The organism is Iodobacter ciconiae (assembly GCF_003952345.1).
GTDB lineage: Bacteria > Pseudomonadota > Gammaproteobacteria > Burkholderiales > Chitinibacteraceae > Iodobacter > Iodobacter ciconiae.
Map to the genome: position 1 here is coordinate 2,141,558 of NZ_CP034433.1, position 15,885 is coordinate 2,157,442.

At 46.8% G+C, this 15,885-nt stretch carries 12 protein-coding genes; 6 read left to right on the forward strand and 6 right to left on the reverse strand.

What is annotated here, in order from left to right; translation table 11 throughout:
- Positions 1-59: 59 nt before the first annotated feature.
- Positions 60-1,412, reverse strand: coding sequence for an anaerobic C4-dicarboxylate transporter family protein (locus EJO50_RS09400; protein WP_233702031.1), 1,353 nt, complete (start codon positions 1,410-1,412; stop codon positions 60-62).
- Positions 1,413-1,560: 148 nt separating this feature from the next.
- Between EJO50_RS09400 and EJO50_RS09405 the strand changes: the two genes are divergently transcribed.
- Positions 1,561-2,367, forward strand: coding sequence for a flagellin N-terminal helical domain-containing protein (locus tag EJO50_RS09405; protein WP_125973610.1), 807 nt, complete (start codon positions 1,561-1,563; stop codon positions 2,365-2,367).
- 40 nt (positions 2,368-2,407) lie between these two features.
- Here EJO50_RS09405 and EJO50_RS09410 read toward each other — a convergent pair whose 3' ends face one another.
- Positions 2,408-3,313, reverse strand: a complete 906-nt coding sequence (locus EJO50_RS09410; protein WP_206434355.1) for a GGDEF domain-containing protein — start codon at positions 3,311-3,313, stop codon at positions 2,408-2,410.
- A 74-nt stretch (positions 3,314-3,387) separates the two neighbouring features.
- Entirely contained in the window at positions 3,388-6,417 is a 3,030-nt protein-coding gene (locus tag EJO50_RS09415; RefSeq protein WP_164521472.1) for a hybrid sensor histidine kinase/response regulator, read from the reverse strand.
- Between the two features lie 412 nt (positions 6,418-6,829).
- Between EJO50_RS09415 and EJO50_RS17160 the strand changes: the two genes are divergently transcribed.
- The 4 genes from EJO50_RS17160 (at position 6,830) to EJO50_RS09430 (ending at position 10,782) form a co-directional block, all read left to right on the forward strand.
- Positions 6,830-7,045, forward strand: a complete 216-nt coding sequence (locus EJO50_RS17160; RefSeq protein WP_164521473.1) for a hypothetical protein — start codon at positions 6,830-6,832, stop codon at positions 7,043-7,045.
- Between the two features lie 334 nt (positions 7,046-7,379).
- Positions 7,380-9,008 carry a flavin monoamine oxidase family protein gene (locus EJO50_RS09420; protein ID WP_164521474.1) on the forward strand — a complete coding sequence of 543 codons (1,629 nt, stop codon included), beginning with the start codon at positions 7,380-7,382 and terminating at the stop codon, positions 9,006-9,008.
- A gap of 10 nt (positions 9,009-9,018) precedes the next feature.
- Entirely contained in the window at positions 9,019-10,053 is a 1,035-nt protein-coding gene (locus tag EJO50_RS09425; RefSeq protein WP_125973615.1) for a TRAP transporter substrate-binding protein, read from the forward strand.
- Positions 10,054-10,218: 165 nt separating this feature from the next.
- On the forward strand, positions 10,219-10,782 hold the full coding sequence (locus tag EJO50_RS09430) for a DNA-3-methyladenine glycosylase I (RefSeq protein ID WP_125973617.1): 564 nt from the start codon (positions 10,219-10,221) through the stop codon (positions 10,780-10,782).
- 60 nt (positions 10,783-10,842) lie between these two features.
- Here EJO50_RS09430 and trhP read toward each other — a convergent pair whose 3' ends face one another.
- Together trhP and EJO50_RS09440 are read right to left on the reverse strand one after the other, a co-directional pair.
- Complete coding sequence (trhP, locus tag EJO50_RS09435; RefSeq protein WP_125973619.1) at positions 10,843-12,216, reverse strand: prephenate-dependent tRNA uridine(34) hydroxylase TrhP; 1,374 nt, start codon at positions 12,214-12,216, stop codon at positions 10,843-10,845.
- Between the two features lie 375 nt (positions 12,217-12,591).
- The gene (locus EJO50_RS09440) at positions 12,592-12,906 is read right to left on the reverse strand and encodes a hypothetical protein (RefSeq protein WP_125973621.1); all 315 of its coding nucleotides are present in this window, start codon (positions 12,904-12,906) and stop codon (positions 12,592-12,594) included.
- Between the two features lie 191 nt (positions 12,907-13,097).
- On the opposite strand from EJO50_RS09440, the gene EJO50_RS09445 reads away from it, so the two are divergent.
- On the forward strand, positions 13,098-14,555 hold the full coding sequence (locus EJO50_RS09445; RefSeq protein WP_125973623.1) for an aminotransferase-like domain-containing protein: 1,458 nt from the start codon (positions 13,098-13,100) through the stop codon (positions 14,553-14,555).
- Here EJO50_RS09445 and EJO50_RS09450 read toward each other — a convergent pair.
- On the reverse strand, positions 14,543-15,844 hold the full coding sequence (locus EJO50_RS09450) for an HD-GYP domain-containing protein (RefSeq protein ID WP_125973625.1): 1,302 nt from the start codon (positions 15,842-15,844) through the stop codon (positions 14,543-14,545). The two genes, EJO50_RS09445 and EJO50_RS09450, sit on opposite strands and share 13 nt — an antisense overlap.
- Positions 15,845-15,885 lie beyond the last annotated feature (41 nt).

The following is a 15,885-nucleotide window of genomic DNA, read 5'->3' on the forward strand; positions in this document are numbered from 1 at the left end:
ATTCTTCCAATCTATGACCAGGCAGGATTACCCAAACCAATAGGTAATTTTCCTTTATATTACAATAGGATATGTGACAAAGCGAAGCCAGAGCCCACAGAAACAACTGAGCAGACCAGCCCCGGTATCATAAAGCTGTGGTTCAGTAAATATTTGCCAATCCCCGTTGTACCCGTGCGATCAAAATTAATTGCAGCAATCACCGTTGGGTAATTAGGAATAAAAAAGTACCCGTTAACACTGGGAAACATCGCAATTAAAGCCGGGGCGGGAATCCCCAGAGCAATCCCCAAAGGAAGCAAAGCACGAATGGTTGCAGCCTGCGAGTACAATAAAATTGACATACCAAATAAAGCAATAGAAAACAGCCAGGGCTGCGCGGTAACAATATCTTTCACCGAGCCAGAAAACAGCGCCATATTCGCCTGAATAAATGTGTCCCCCATCCAGGCCACACCAAAAATCCCGATCACGGCAGCAGAACCCGCCCTGAATACCGAACCTTTAATCACTTCATCCGGCTTCACTTTACAAAATAAAAGAATTAAAGCGGCTGCAGACAACATCACAATTTCAATGGCTTGTGCCATATTCAACTGCACACTTTTTCCATCCACCAGCCATTCTGGCCGCAAAGATGGGAAGGTGCCCAGCATAACCACTGAAACCACCGCCAGTAAAAACAGCCACACCGAACGGCTCGCTTCCTTAGGCAAAGCCTGGCGCTCTTCTGCTTTCAGTGATTGAATTTCCCCGCGCTCCAGCCTGCCGCGATAAACCGGATCAAGTTTTAGCTCGCAACCCTGGCGACTGGCCGCTATCGCTCCTGCCATTGTCCCTAGCAAAGTAGCCGGGATCGCCACCTGCAAAATATCACCTAAATGAATCCCGGCCGGCGAGAGTAAAGCAAGCAAAGCGACCGTTGCCGCAGAAATCGGGCTGGCAGTAATCGCCGCTTGCGATGCAATCACTGCAATGGATAAAGGGCGCTCGGGGCGAACGCCGGATTCATGCGCAACCTCTGCAATCACTGGCAATACGGCATAAGCCACATGACCTGTGCCGGCAAAAAGCGTAAAACAGTAAGTCACCAAAGGTGCATAAAAAGTAATACGCTTTGGGTCACGACGTAATAAGTTTTCTGCAATACGGACCAGAAAATCCATTCCGCCCGCCGCCTGCAAACAACCTGCCGTAGTAATCACGGCAATAATCATCAACATGACATCAATCGGTGCAGTGGTCGGCTGCAAGCCAAAAATAAACACCAAGATAGCCAGCCCTAAGCCACCCATTACCCCTAAACCAATCCCGGAGAGCCTGGCTCCGATCAAGATTGCGGCAATCACTACAAAAAACTCTAAAGCAATCACAATAAATGTCCTTAAAAACGCTATTTGCCATATTGCCATGGCACATAAAGCCACATGCTGAGGCAGCGCAAACCCCGCCTATTTAAACCATATATAACCGTAGGTCTGTATCAGGACATATCCTCGTTGAAGCAGACACTTATGCAGAGTATGGTTTAGTAAAGGACTTATGCAGGAGTGAACGATCATGGTACTGGGAATTTCCACTAATTTACCATCGCTAAATACACAGAATAATTTAAGCAGTGCGGCGGCTAACAAATCACTAAACGAGCTATCTTCTGCAAAGCGCAACACCCAGGCAGATCCGGCCAGCACAGTCATTATTGAGCAATTTGCAGCACAGATTGCAGGCAGCAATCAAGCCAGATCCAACCTGAATGACGGTATTTCGCTCACCCAGGTTGCTGACGGGGCATTGGGCACAATACAAGATAATACCCAGCGAATTCGTGAGCTCAGCATAGCCGCAGGCAACGACACCCTAAGCAGCCAGGATAGGGCCGCCATACAGGAAGAATCGAACCAGCTGTCTTTAGCCAATGCCGATATTGTGCAAAACACCCGCTTTAATAATTCTTCCTTATTGCAAGGGCAAGGAAATTTAAATTTTCAGGCAGGAGCAAATGCGGGGGATCAACTTTCTTTATCAAGGCCAGATCTCACCAAACTAAGCAGCAGCACCGGCCAGATTGATTTATCCAGCTCAGCAGCTGCAGGGCAGTCTTTATTCAGACTTGATCGTGATTTAGCTGAGGTTTCCGGTGCGCGCTCAGAATACGGCGCGATAAGTAACCGGCTGACAGCCAGTGCGGCCAATTTACAGAATCGCTCTGAAAATCTGTCCGCAGCAAAAAGCCGGATAGCAGATACCGATTATCTCACTGCTACGGCCAACCTGGTGCAGCAACAGGTACGGGCACAGGCCAATACGGCGCTACAGGTGCAGGCCAATGCCGCCCCGCAACAAGTGCTATCACTGCTTCGCTCATAAAAACAAAACCCGCAACGTATCACGCTGTTGCGGGTTTTATTCAAACTAAAACCACATCTTGCACCACGCAATTTCGGCCGGATGTTTTAGCAAGATAAAGCTGAACATCAGCCCGCTGATAAAGAGGGCTTGAATCCGGGCATTGTGATACTGCAATCCCCATACTCACCGTTACAAACTCCGAAATAGACGAAGCATAATGTGGCATTTTAAGCGAAAGCACGGTTTGTCTGATTCGTTCTGCCACAATATATGCGCCAGCCAGGCTGGTTTCAGGTAATAGACAAGCAAACTCTTCACCGCCGATTCTGGCTGTTAAATCGGCCGGGCGACGCAATTCTGCCGCAATCACAGCGGCAATACGCTTCAGACACTCATCACCGGCAGGATGTCCGTAATGGTCATTAAAACGTTTAAAAAAATCGACATCAATCAATACCAGAGAAAGCTGCCCGCCCTGCCGTTGTAAACGCTGGGTTTCTTGTTTTAATGCCTCATCAAAATGACGGCGATTAGCAAGGCCGGTAAGCCCATCAGTAATAGCCAGGCGATGCAGCAGCTCACGGGTACGCTTCATTTCCAGCTGATTACGAATGCGGGCTTTAATACTCAGCGCCCGGCAAGGCTTTACAATATAATCGGCCCCGCCTACGGCAAACCCTCTTTCTTCTTGCTCGGGGTCCCCCAGCGAGGTTACAAAAATAACAGGAATATCCGCCATGGCAGCGTCTTCTTTTATCCGCTGGCAAATGGCATAGCCATTCATATCAGGCAACATCACATCTAATAAAATCAGATCTGGCTTGGGTAACTCTTCCATTGCCACCAATGCATCCTGGCCACTTACCGCAAATCGTAATTCGTACTGATCATCCAGCATCACAGCCAGTAATTCGATATTACTCGGTTCATCATCAACAATAAGAAGAATAGGCTGGTGAATCAAGACGAGCTCCGATATATTAAACAGAATTAAAAAATGATTTATTTTATGTATATAAAACACAAACACTATTTAAATCAGACCAGATCTCTTTTTATTTCAATAGATTGTAATGTTTCTCTGGCTCTTTGATAATCCAACTGATCTAAAGCCATACCCATTTGTATCGCCTTGTCCTTATCCAAATATGCCAGGCCCTGCTGAAATTTCATAAAATACTTACGTGCATTTAAACTTCTTAACCTAAGTAACTCATCTAATTCCTGCAGATTATCCACAGATAGCTGAATATCAGCCGAAGCATCCTGCAAAACAGACTGAACCTCCCCAGCTAACCAGCCATTAATACTATTAACCACTTTTTTTAAATCTCTATCCAGCTCACAAATCAACTCTTCGATAAAGACATTCTCGATATGAAGCTGATCTTCAATTTTTTGCGCAATCTGATAAACCTCTCCCGCCTCCAGAGTTCCCGCGACCCCTTTTAATGAATGCGCCAAACGCTCTGCCTCGGGGAGCTGGCCTTCTGCTATCAGCTGGCGCAAACGATCAGCCGAATTGATATATTGCTCGCCTAGGCGGGGTAACATTCTTTTAAGTAAAGCAAGGCTACCAAAACGATCAAGTGCTTTCTCCAAACCTAAACCGGGCAATTGTGGCAAATGGGCCGTGATTTCATCCGGTTTAACTAGCAGATGGGGCGAGTGATTGACCTTATTAGTCCACTGCAATAATACTTTTAATAAGTGCTGCGGATTAATAGGTTTGGCTAAATGATCATTCATGCCAACTTCCAGACAGCGACGGCGCTCAGCTTCCATCGCATGCGCGGTTAAAGCAATAATTGGTAATTGCGTCACCGATAATTGAGTGCGAATAATACGGGTAGCTTCCATACCATCCATTTCTGGCATTTGCACATCCATTAAAACTACATCATATATCTTTTTCTGATTTAAAATAAGCTCAAGCACATCCTTGCCATTTCCTACTGCCTCCACAGATGCCCCCAATGAGCAGAGCAAAGAAACGCTCATCTCACTTAATAACAGTGTATCTTCAGCCAGCAAAATACGGACCCCAAGCAATGGCTCTTCCTTTTTTTCGGCACAACCGGTATCTTTATTTAAAATAATGCGATTTAACTCCAGACTGCGATTAATAACTTCATATAATTGAATAGCAATAATAGGTTTACTTAGTGAATAAACAAAAGCCCTTCCTCCCCAATGCTCCATTATCTCATCATGGCTTAAAATAGCAGTAAGCAGAATAATTGCCATATCTTTCTGCCCACCCCATATTTTTGCCATTGTTTCAGGTTTTGCTTTATCAAGCAAAGAAGCGTCAATGATCAACAGATCAAAAGGCTCAGTGCTATTTTGCACCTGCGATATAACATCAAATACCGAACATGCATCATTCGCTATTATTCCCATTTTTTTCAGATATAAATGCAATTGAATCCGTATTGCAGGATGTGAATCTGCAATAAGTACACGGCGAGCTGAATATTGAGGAATAACTAAGTCATGCTGGCTTATTTTATTTAAGCAAACTGTAAAATTAAACACTGATCCTTTGCCCTGTTCACTTTTAACGCTTATATCTCCCCCCATAATATGTGCCAGCTGTTTACTAATTGCCAAGCCCAAACCAGAACCACCAAATCGCCGGGTCGTTGATGAATCAGCCTGTGTAAACGGGCTGAACAAGCGGGCCAATACATCCTCACCAATCCCTATCCCTGTATCATAAACACTAAAGGTAAGTTCACAAATTTCATCTTCTACATGCTGACACAAAACAGCAAGCTCAACTTCCCCCTGATCAGTAAATTTTATCGCATTATTAATTAAATTAAGTAATACTTGCCCAAGTCTTAAAGAATCCCCCATAAAACATTGAGGCACATTCATATCAACGCTATAAATAAGTGATAATTTTTTATTTTCTGCCTGAATGGCTGCAACACCGGCCAGGTTTTCTAATAAAGAATACAAATTAAATTCGGATTCCTCTAGCTCCAGCTTCCCAGCCTCAATTTTTGATATATCCAAAATATCATTAATGACACCCAGTAATAAATTAGCAGATGACTGAACTTTTGAAAGATAATCTTTCTGTCTATTGGCCAGCGGAGTATCAAGCATTAAATGGGTATAACCTAAAATAGCAGTTAAAGGTGTTCTGATTTCATGACTCATATTAGCCAAAAAATCACCTTTTACCTGCAAAGCAGCTTCTGCCTGATCTCGTGAAATAATGAGCTCTTCAGATTGAGTTCTAAGTAAAATACTGGCATCCCGGAAAACAAGTAGGCTCTGTGCCATAATGGATATTTCATCCCGCCCTGCTACATTAATATCAATATCAAAATGACCCTTTGCAATATTCTGCATATTTTCAGATAAGACAACCAGCCTGGAAGTAATTCTCCTTCTGATATAAATGGAGCCAATACCAAATGAAATAAGCAAACTAAACAAAGCCAAACCGGCCAGCACCCATGCACTTTTTTCCAAACGCTGAGAGAGCATAAACATTTCATCATTTAATTCATACTTCAGCCTTTGTCCTGTCAGCTCCGCCTGATTAAGCAACAATTGGGTTGCATTTCTGTTCTTTACAACAAGTTGTTGCAATTCATTATTTAATTTCATCCTTTTCAAACTAACCGAAAAAACGCCATTTTCTTTTTCAGCCAGATCAAGCAAACTATCAAGATCATTTTTTAATTTATTAACATCTTCACCACGATTTATTTTAATTAAAAGATTATTTGCATTTTCTGTCGTCTTAATAAATGAATCTTCTATTTCCTCCAGACGAATCACACTTTGGGCATTGGCGGCCTGAGTAATCAAACTGGCCAGCAACAATACATCACCTCGAAAATGCTGTACTGCACTTAGTGAAGAGACCTGCTCTGCAACTAAAACCACCACCGCATTGGTTGAATCCAGAGTAATCTGATCACTGCGCGAAATCATTTTTAAAGTGATTTGGTTAATAAGTGGCACCAATACTTCATCAAAAACAGCAACAGCATGCGTCACCTCTTTACTGGGATTAGCTAAAGACCCTTGTAAGCTAGCTGCCAAATTTTTTCCTGCTGCCTGTGCCAGCGGATTAGCCTTTTGTAAATAAATTTGGATGCCCGCTAGAAAACCCGTGCTTCGCTTACGTAAGGAAATCTCTCCCTGTTCTCCCGCAATTGCAGCCAGACGAAATGCATCTGCACGCGCTAGTTGTAATGCATTTAACTCCGAAAACTCATTATCAATAAGTGAATGTACAGACGCACCGGCGGCAACCGATGCCTTACGCGTTGCAGACAATAATTCTGCATTCTTGGCCATCAAAATAGGGTCAACAGCCTGTAAAAAGTGCTGCTGTATATCACCAGCCTGCTGCAAAATATTATTTTTTCGCTCATCCAGGCGCAGCTGCTGGCTCACCAGATCACCAGTTAACGGCACATTTTTTGATAATTCCACAACCAGTTCGGATAATTTGCCAGCCTCGCTGGGGCGGCTTGCCATCAATGCATCAATTTGCCTGGGCAGATCCGCCAAAGCCAGCTTTACTCTGGAGAAGGCACTATTACGTGTAGTGATGCTGTTGGCATTGGCAAGACCCGCCAATGCAGATGAAAACTCCAAACTACTGGCCTCCAGCCGGGCAGATGCAATCGAGGCTGGAAAACTCTGCTTTGCAACAATTGAATAGGTGCTGTCCACCGAGTGAAATACCCACAGCGCAGCTCCGGAAGCCAGCAACGTGGTTGCTGCGACAGCACCAAAAGCCAAACGCAAACGTAATGCAATTGACTTTAGAAATCGACCTTCTTGCTCTTGCATTCCCCCTTGCTCCGCCTGCCAGTGATCATATGCTAAACCACAGATTATAAATGTCTGCTACCTTGCAATTGATATTAATATACCAACCATAAACATTCACTTAAATTTCCAAAATCTTACAATAAATTTAAATTTTTATTTTAAAATCATCAAAAGATACGCTATGAAGGTGATTTATGCGCAATTCATTTCTGGAGTCTTACATGCCCAACCCATCTTATATGTTTTCGAGCATACCACCTAACTCAGCATCCTTGCGAGCTGCTTACGAATCATGGTTAAAGGCCAATTCACCACAACAATCAGCCAAAAAAAACCTTCCTGCCAATACCCGGGTTGGCATTGTCGGTGCAGGCATGGCAGGGCTTTACTCTGCTTTATTACTCAAAAGCCGGGGTATAGATTGCAGGCTATTTGAGGCACATCCCGAGCGCCTGGGCGGGCGTGTTTACACCCACCGCTTTAATCAGGAACCTAATCAATACTTTGAAGCCGGGGCCATGCGCCTGCCGCAAACACCAGAGCAACAACCAGTATTTAACCTGATTGATTATTTAAACGAACAATTACCCCCCGAATCAAAAATTGATTTAATTCCCTACAATTTATACGACCCGGGCGGTAATTTAGTGTACGTCAATGGCAAACGTGCTTTTGGCGGTACCACCATGACACTTGATTATGCTAATCAACATCCGGAAGTATTAGGTTTTAACCTCGCTCCTGAAGACCGCAATAAAACGGCATCTCAATTATTGGATGAAGTACTGCAACCCTTTTTTGATTTGCTCGCTATTAATTTCGACCTTGGTTTTGCCAAAATTGTGCAATATGACAATTACTCGCTCTATACCTATCTGACCGAAATCGCTGGCTGGAGTATGGAAAAAGTAAACTATGTGGAAGTAATGAATTCAGCCAGCAATCAATTTCAGAGTAGTTTTACTGAAATGGTCATTGAAAGCATGGATTTTTCCGGTGCGAAATGGAGTACCATCGCCAACGGTATGGACAGGCTGCCCAATGCCTGTGCAACGCTCATCGGAGCCGAATCCATCACAATGAATGCACCGGTACGGCAAATTGAAAACCTGCAAGACGGCCGTGTTGTGATTCATTACGGTGATTTGGGCGAATTTGATACCTTTGATAACGTGATCCTTGCCCTGCCCCCGGCCGCACTACGCATGATGGCAACCCCACAATGGTCACCAACTAAATCACAGGCAATTCGTACAATGCATTTCGAGCCTTTATATAAAATTGGCCTGCGCTTCAAAACCCGCTTCTGGGAGCAATTACCACAAGCGGCCATGGGCGGCCAATCAAGCAGTGATCTGCCTATGCGCTGGTGTGTTTATCCCTCTTATGGCCTGGGAGATGCCGGTGCGGGTGTTCTATTGCTGTATTCATGGATGTCAGACGCCTATAACTGGCTGCCACAAAGCCCGGAAGAGCGTGTGCGCTTAGCCCTCAGAGACTTACAAACTCTTTACCAGAATACCGTTGATATTCATGAACAGTTTATCGAGTCCTTTGATGTCGCCTGGCCTTCGGAATGGGCAACAGGTGATGCGATGTTTTATCCTGGGCAATTTAGGCAACTATTCAATAGCGCACGCCAGCCCGAACAAAACATCTACTTTGCCGGTGAACATTTAAGTGTTCATCACACATGGATTGTGGGCGCACTGGATTCGGCACTCTATGCCTGTCAGCAGCTCCTTGGTGACGATGCACTGGAGCCGCTACACTCATCCTCCCAAGCACCGCTAAATCCGCATCTTCGTGATTACAGCCAGTGTGCCGCTGCACCCATTTTTCAACGCTAAGGGCAGAGCCATGCTGCGCTGTTTTTGCTTGGCTTTTTTACTTAGCAGCCGCCTCTGGGCCGAAGAAGCATTTGCGCCCGCGCCATTAAAAGTGATTGGTTCATGGAGCATGCTCAGTCAGTTTAAAGACTATGAAAAGCCATTTTGGACCGAGCAGCTGCCTGAGCTCACTGAAGGCAGAATCAAGGTAAACCTCAATGCTTTTAATGATGTGGGCTTAAAAGGCACTGAGATACTGCGCTTAATGAAACTGGGCATGACCGACTTTGGCACCACCATTTTGTCGTATATATCGGAACAAGATCCACGGGCTGAAGCCGTGGATCTTGCCGGGCTAACCATCAGCAGCGAAATGGAGCATCGCGTGGTAAAAAGCTATAGCCCGGTACTTAAGCAGTATTTTGAGCAAAAACACGGCATCAAAATGCTCGCCATATGGCCTTATTCTGCACAGTTGCTGATGTGTAATGCACCAATTAAAAATCTGGAGGGACTAAAGGGAAAAAAAGTGCGAGTCAGCATGCGTACCACCAGCGATCTGATTGAAGCCTACGGCGCCATTACGCTCAGTATTCCTTTTGATCAGGTTTATCAAAAAATGAAAGATAAACAACTCGACTGTCTGATTACCTCGGCTTTAGCCGCGCATACAGCCGGTTTTTATCAGGTTGCAACGCACATTTATAATTTGCCTCTGGGCTGGAGTGTGGTCATGCTGGGCGTTAACCAAGCCTCCTGGGCCCAGATTGATCCTCTGGATCAGAAAATAATCGAAACCGGCATTAACCGGCTTGCCAATGATCTGTGGCAGGCCGCCGACAAACAAACGGCACTTGGGCTGGCCTGTAATACGGGCAAAAACTGCCCTCTCGGCAAGCAGGGCTCCATGACGCTGATCAACCCCAGCGGCAGTGACAAAGCCCGATTAGCCAAAATGGTCAAACAGGTTGTGCTCAAGCGCTGGGTAGAGCGCTGTGGTAAAGACTGTGTGGCAGAATGGAATAACAGCATAGGAAAAACGCTAAATATTGCGCTCCAGCCTTAAAGAAACGCCCCGGCTTACCCCCATAGTTTTACAAAACAGGAACCAGCAGGCTGTAATGCACAAAAAACAGTCAGATCTATTTTATCAATTAAATACAATAAGTTAGCTAAAAAACTAACAGTTTACCCACAGACCGGCACCACCTTTTAGGGGATAACCGCCACAATGTCCACAAGTCATTTAACCCGCTGCGCCTGGTGCAGCGACGATCCGCTTTACCAGAATTATCATGACCAGGAATGGGGGCAGCCGCTCTTTGATGATCAGGCGCTCTTCGAGCTCTTATGCCTGGAAGGCGCGCAGGCAGGCTTATCCTGGATCACCGTTTTAAAAAAACGCGAGCATTACCGCAAAGTATTCGATGGCTTTGATGCACAAAAAATAGCCGCATACGATGCGGCAAAAGTAGCCAGCCTGCTCAGTGATGCCGGCATCATCCGCAACCGCGCCAAAGTGGCCGCCTTTATCGGTAATGCTGCGGCCTACCTGCAATTAAAACAGGAAGGCCGCTTTAGTGATTTTCTATGGTCTTTTGTCAATGGAAAAACCATCGTCAATCATTGGGTTAATATCAGCGACACACCCGTTGCCACAGCAGAATCCATAGCCATGAGTAAAGCTTTAAAAAAACGCGGTTTTAAGTTTGTTGGCCCCACCATCTGCTACGCTTTTATGCAGGCCAGCGGCATGGTCGATGATCACAGCCCAAGCTGCTGGAGGCGCTGCTGATAATAGGATGAGCACGCATTGCACCTGTGCAAAACGGTGCAAAGCGGCCCACCCTGGCTCCTATTCTGCAACCATTTCTTCCGCTGTAAACAGGCGTGAAATCAGCGCCTTTTCAAAACCTGCCTCCATAGGAATCGAGATTTTCACACCATTGCCCGCAGCCACTTGGCAAGGGTTGCCGCTCTTATCGCGCATTTCTGCCAGCATGATAATCCGGTTGCCGCTTGGGTGAATAATTTCTAACTGATCGCCCACAGCAAAACGGTTTTTAACCTCAATATTCGCCCAGCCCCCATTCACGCTCAGCACCTCGCCCACAAACTGGCTTTGCTTGGATTTGGAATGCCCATCCAGATAGTTCTGTGCTTCATGGGTGTAATGGCGCTGATAAAAACCATCGGTGTAACCACGGTTAGCCAGGCCATCCAGATCAGCCAGCAGCGCCGGATTAAACGGCCGCCCGGCCACCGCATCATCGATGGCCTGGCGGTAAACCTGAGCCGTACGCGCTACGTAGTACAGCGATTTAGTACGGCCTTCGATTTTGAGCGAATCCACACCGATCTTGGTCAGGCGCTCGATGTGCTGCACCGCACGCAAATCTTTTGAATTCATAATATAAGTGCCGTGCTCGTCTTCCATAATCGGCATCAGCTCATCCGGGCGGCTTTGTTCTGCGATCAGATAAGTTTTATCGGCAGAAGGATGGCGCTCTGCACCACCACAGGCGGCAAAGCTTTGGTTCGCCTCTACCATGGCCTTATTAAAATCAAACTGAATCACCTGCGGTTTAACATCGCCGGCATCGTCTTCCACCGTGTCATTCATCTTGTAATCCCAGCGACAGGCGTTGGTGCAAGTGCCCTGGTTAGGATCACGGTGATTAAAGTAACCCGATAAGAGGCAACGGCCAGAATAGGCGATGCACAAGGCGCCGTGCACAAAGACTTCCAGCTCCATATCTGGGCAAAGCTGGCGGATTTCTTCGACTTCATCGAGGCTCATTTCGCGCGATAAAATAACGCGCTCCAAACCCATCGATTTCCAGAATTTCACCGCAGCGTAGTTAACCGTATTAGCTTGTACCGAAAGATGAATCACCTGCTCCGGCCATTTTTCCCGCACCATCATAATCAGGCCCGGGTCGGCCATAATCAGCGCATCGGGCTTCATGGCGATCACCGGCTCCATATCGGCAAGGTAAGTCTTAACCTTGGCGTTATGCGGCAAAATATTGCTGGCCACAAAAAACTTCTTGCCCCGCTGATGGGCTTCGATAATTCCCTGGCCAATTTGCTCAAGCTTAAATTCATTATTACGCGCACGCAGTGAATAGCGTGGCTGGCCGGCATAGACCGCATCTGCACCGAAATCATAAGCGGCGCGCATTTTGTCCAAAGTACCAGCGGGAAGGAGAAGTTCTGGGGCTTTCATGTTGATCCGTTCTTTAAGCATCTGCCACAAACCAAGCAAGTGGCCAGCGCACAGATTGTAAAAAAACGCGATTATAGCACGCTCTTTTTGCCTACTTTTTAATCAGACATAAAAAACACCCTGAAAACAGCAACTTAATTAGCTTATCCACAAGCCATCCACGGACTTGCTGGATCAATTCTTGGATAAGCAGCAAATACTGATTAAAAATTAGGCAACACAAAAAAAACCTGCCAGAGCAAAGACTTGCCTGACTTGTCCACAGCGCGTGCACAGGCTTGTTCCCGCCGCGCGGGGATAAGGTGGCCAAACCCAAACCTTAAGACACGGAGCTCGCAGGGCATACGGCGTTTCACGGAGAAAAACAAAACTGGTTTAAGATTTTTTATAAGCTTTAAGTCCTTTAAAACCGGGTAATAATTCTTGAATTTTCAAAATCCAACAACGTGCAGGCACTGGATCAATGATCAGTATTTCTACTCCATCGCCCGTCAGACTCAGCCAGCCCGCTTCCACAGTTAATTCAAGCTCCCCCTCAAGCAATACTTGCGTCTGTGCAGGCAGACACGCTCCCATATAATGCGGCGTGTACTGAATAAACAACCTGCCCCGCTGTACCAGAATCTGTGTGCCAGCCCTTAAATAGCCACGTGCCACCTGGCCTTTATGCAAGACCTGCTGCTTTTCCATCGCCCTACCCCACCGTTTTAATGCAAATCATCTTAAATGCCGGCAAGGGGTAAAAACAGCGACAAGAAACACCTGTCTGCTACGCAGCAGAAGCAGTTTTTTTAATCTGTTATGGTATGGTTTATGACAATCTATACCTTTGTAAATACCTGCTGTTGCAGCATGATTCCCCTTCAATGGGCGGAGGCTTTATGGATTACCTTTACCAGCGCTGGGCAGCTCACTATCTGGCCGCTATCGTCGCTGGCACACTTAAAGTCGGCGAACGCATGCCCTCCCTGCGGGTGCTGATGTGCCTGCACGGCATCAGTCTCTCTACCGCCTTGCAACTATGCCGCCAGCTGGAAACCGATGGCTATCTGGAGGCAAGGCCACGCTCCGGCTATTTTGTGCGCCCCAGAATGCGTATTAGGCCAGTGGCAGAACCACGGCTAGAGATCGATCCGGCACAGTATGTAGGGATTAATGCCCGTGTTTCTGATTTTATTGCCCGAGGCAGGCAACAGACAATTAAGCATAATTTTTCGGTAGCCCGCTGCTCGCCTGATCTTTACCCCGGTGTAGCACTTAAAAATGCGGCGATTCGGGCCTTAAAACACGCTCCCGACCTATTTGTCAGCGCCGCTCCCAACAAGGGCCATCCGGCGCTCAGAGCCGTACTGGCCAAACGGGCAATGCGTATGGGCGTGCTGATGTCAGCGGATGAAATATTGATTACCCACGGCTGTATTGAGGCGCTTAATCTGGCGCTGCGGGCGGTGGCCCGGCCAGGCGACACCATTGCCGTTGAATCGCCGACTTTTTACGGTCTGCTGCAAGTTCTGGAAAGCCTGGGTCTGCGCGCGATTGAAATTCCTACCAGCCCGCAAACGGGTATTTCTATCGAAGCCCTGGAGCTGGCCTGCCAGACTTACGAAAATATCAAGGCTGTGGTTGTAGTACCGCATTTGCAAAATCCACTGGGCAGCATCATGCCCGAGGCACATAAAGACCGGCTGGTGGCACTCTGCGAGGCTCAGCATATCCCGCTGATTGAAGACGATACCTATAGCGAGCTGATCAACGACGAGATTCCGCTCTTCGCCTTAAAAGCGCGGGATAAAACCGGCAACGTGATCTATTGCGCCTCCCTGCATAAGATTCTGGCACCTGGCATGCGTTTGGGCTGGATGAGTGGTGGCCGCTGGCAGGCGCGCATCGAAATGCTGAAATACGCGCAAACCCGCGATAACGAGGCTTGGTCGCAAATCGCAGCAGCCGAATATATGGCCTCCAGTGCTTATGACCGGCATTTACGCAAACTTCGCAGCACACTCAAAACCCAGAGAGAACGTACCGCCGAGGCCATTGCCCGTTATTTCCCTGCCGGAACACGGCTGAATGTACCCAATGGCGGGCTGGCTTTATGGGTGGAATTACCTGAGCAGCTGTCATCCAAGCGGGTATTTGATGCCGCGCTGCAAAAAGGAATTTTAATTGCGCCAGGCCTGATGTTTTCTAGCTCGCAGCGATTTGAACATTTCATCCGTATCAATTGCGGCTGGCCATTTAGCCCTGAGATTGATCTGGCTTTACAAAACCTGGGAAAAATCGTTTATGAAGCGGGCGGCAGCTTAAATAATACCCAGGCTCACGTTTACCGCAAATGAAAAATCAGATCTTTTAACGCTTCTTGTGAAACCCCATCAAGCGCGGGTGAACGACGCTCTATTTCATTGGCAAGATCATAAAGCATCCACTCCATTTCACTGAGCATGGCTTGCAATTCAGCCAGCATTTCCGGATCATTCTGTCCAAAAGTATGCATCGCCTGCACATCATCCGGGTTTAGGCCCGCCTGAACAATCAGTGCACGGATACTTTGCATGCGCTCAAATAAAAAACCCAGAGGCGAATCAGCACTTGCGCCTTCCTTCATTTGCCCTTCAAGCATGGCATGTAAAGCCAGCCATGACTGAAGAAAATCAGCAATATGCGCCAATTGCAGGGATGTATCTTTACCAACCACAGCGTGATGTTCTCCACTGCCCGTTGAGTGCAATAAATCACGTAAGGCTTTTACTGCAGGCGAATCAAAACGGGATCGTAACAGGGTAAAGAGCACATCCAGCCTTTGTAAATCAAAGCGACGCAGCACCGCATCTGCCACATCTGCAATTGCAATAATCTGAGCCAGGCGGCTAATTGCAGGTTTTCGCAAGCCGTAAGGATAGCCACTGCCATCTAGCCGCTCGTGGTGCTGCAAAATAGCATTCTCTGCTGCCAGTGAGAATTCTGGAAAAGTGTGCACCACTACATAACTGGTAATCGGATGCACATGAATGTAGCGGCGCTCTTGCGAGGTAATTTTATGCCCGGAAGTCAGCAGCTCGGGATCCGTATGCATTTCACCCAGATCATGGCATAACGCTGCCAGCGTTAGCGCTGTCTTGTCAGAGGCAGATAATTTCAACTGTTGGGCCAGAGCAAATGAAATGATGCAATTTCTAAGGGCATGCTCAAATAACTCGGCCCGCTGATCTTGCATAACAGTCAGTCTGAACCGGATCGGCAATGGTAAAACCAGGCAGGCCAGCTGATGCTTAATCGCTAACGGATCACCAGTCCGGGCCACAATTCTGGCAATAAGCGAATCATGCTCTATTATTTTTCCGGCTTCAAAAGCCAACATACCACCATCGACCGAGCGCTCCGTTGCAAGCACCTGATCCAGCGCTCTCGATAATTTATGCTTGGTTAACAGATCAAATTGATGGCTGCTGATCTTGGCTCCTTTCGCAAACAATTTCATACCGTTTTCCGCAAAGATATCCTGATCTGCGATCACATCACGGCGGTCCCCCATTTGTGTAGCCGCACGAATATAATGGGGATTCTCTTCCGGTAATTCAGAAAGTTGAGAGAGTGGATCAGACACCATAATGGGGCCTTTTAACAATCAAATCCTTTAACCTGCCAAAAAATAAGCCCATATCTGTT

What these genes read in the sequence shown, in the direction of transcription:
- EJO50_RS09430 (WP_125973617.1), top strand. Translation starts at nt 10,219, where the DNA reads ATGTCCACAAGTCATTTAACCCGCTGCGCCTGGTGCAGCGACGATCCG.
- EJO50_RS09445 (WP_125973623.1), top strand. Translation starts at nt 13,098, where the DNA reads ATGGATTACCTTTACCAGCGCTGGGCAGCTCACTATCTGGCCGCTATC.
- EJO50_RS09425 (WP_125973615.1), top strand. Translation starts at nt 9,019, where the DNA reads ATGCTGCGCTGTTTTTGCTTGGCTTTTTTACTTAGCAGCCGCCTCTGG.
- EJO50_RS09440 (WP_125973621.1), bottom strand. Translation starts at nt 12,906, where the DNA reads ATGGAAAAGCAGCAGGTCTTGCATAAAGGCCAGGTGGCACGTGGCTAT.
- trhP (WP_125973619.1), bottom strand. Translation starts at nt 12,216, where the DNA reads ATGAAAGCCCCAGAACTTCTCCTTCCCGCTGGTACTTTGGACAAAATG.
- EJO50_RS09420 (WP_164521474.1), top strand. Translation starts at nt 7,380, where the DNA reads ATGCCCAACCCATCTTATATGTTTTCGAGCATACCACCTAACTCAGCA.
- EJO50_RS09400 (WP_233702031.1), bottom strand. Translation starts at nt 1,412, where the DNA reads ATGGCAATATGGCAAATAGCGTTTTTAAGGACATTTATTGTGATTGCT.
- EJO50_RS09405 (WP_125973610.1), top strand. Translation starts at nt 1,561, where the DNA reads ATGGTACTGGGAATTTCCACTAATTTACCATCGCTAAATACACAGAAT.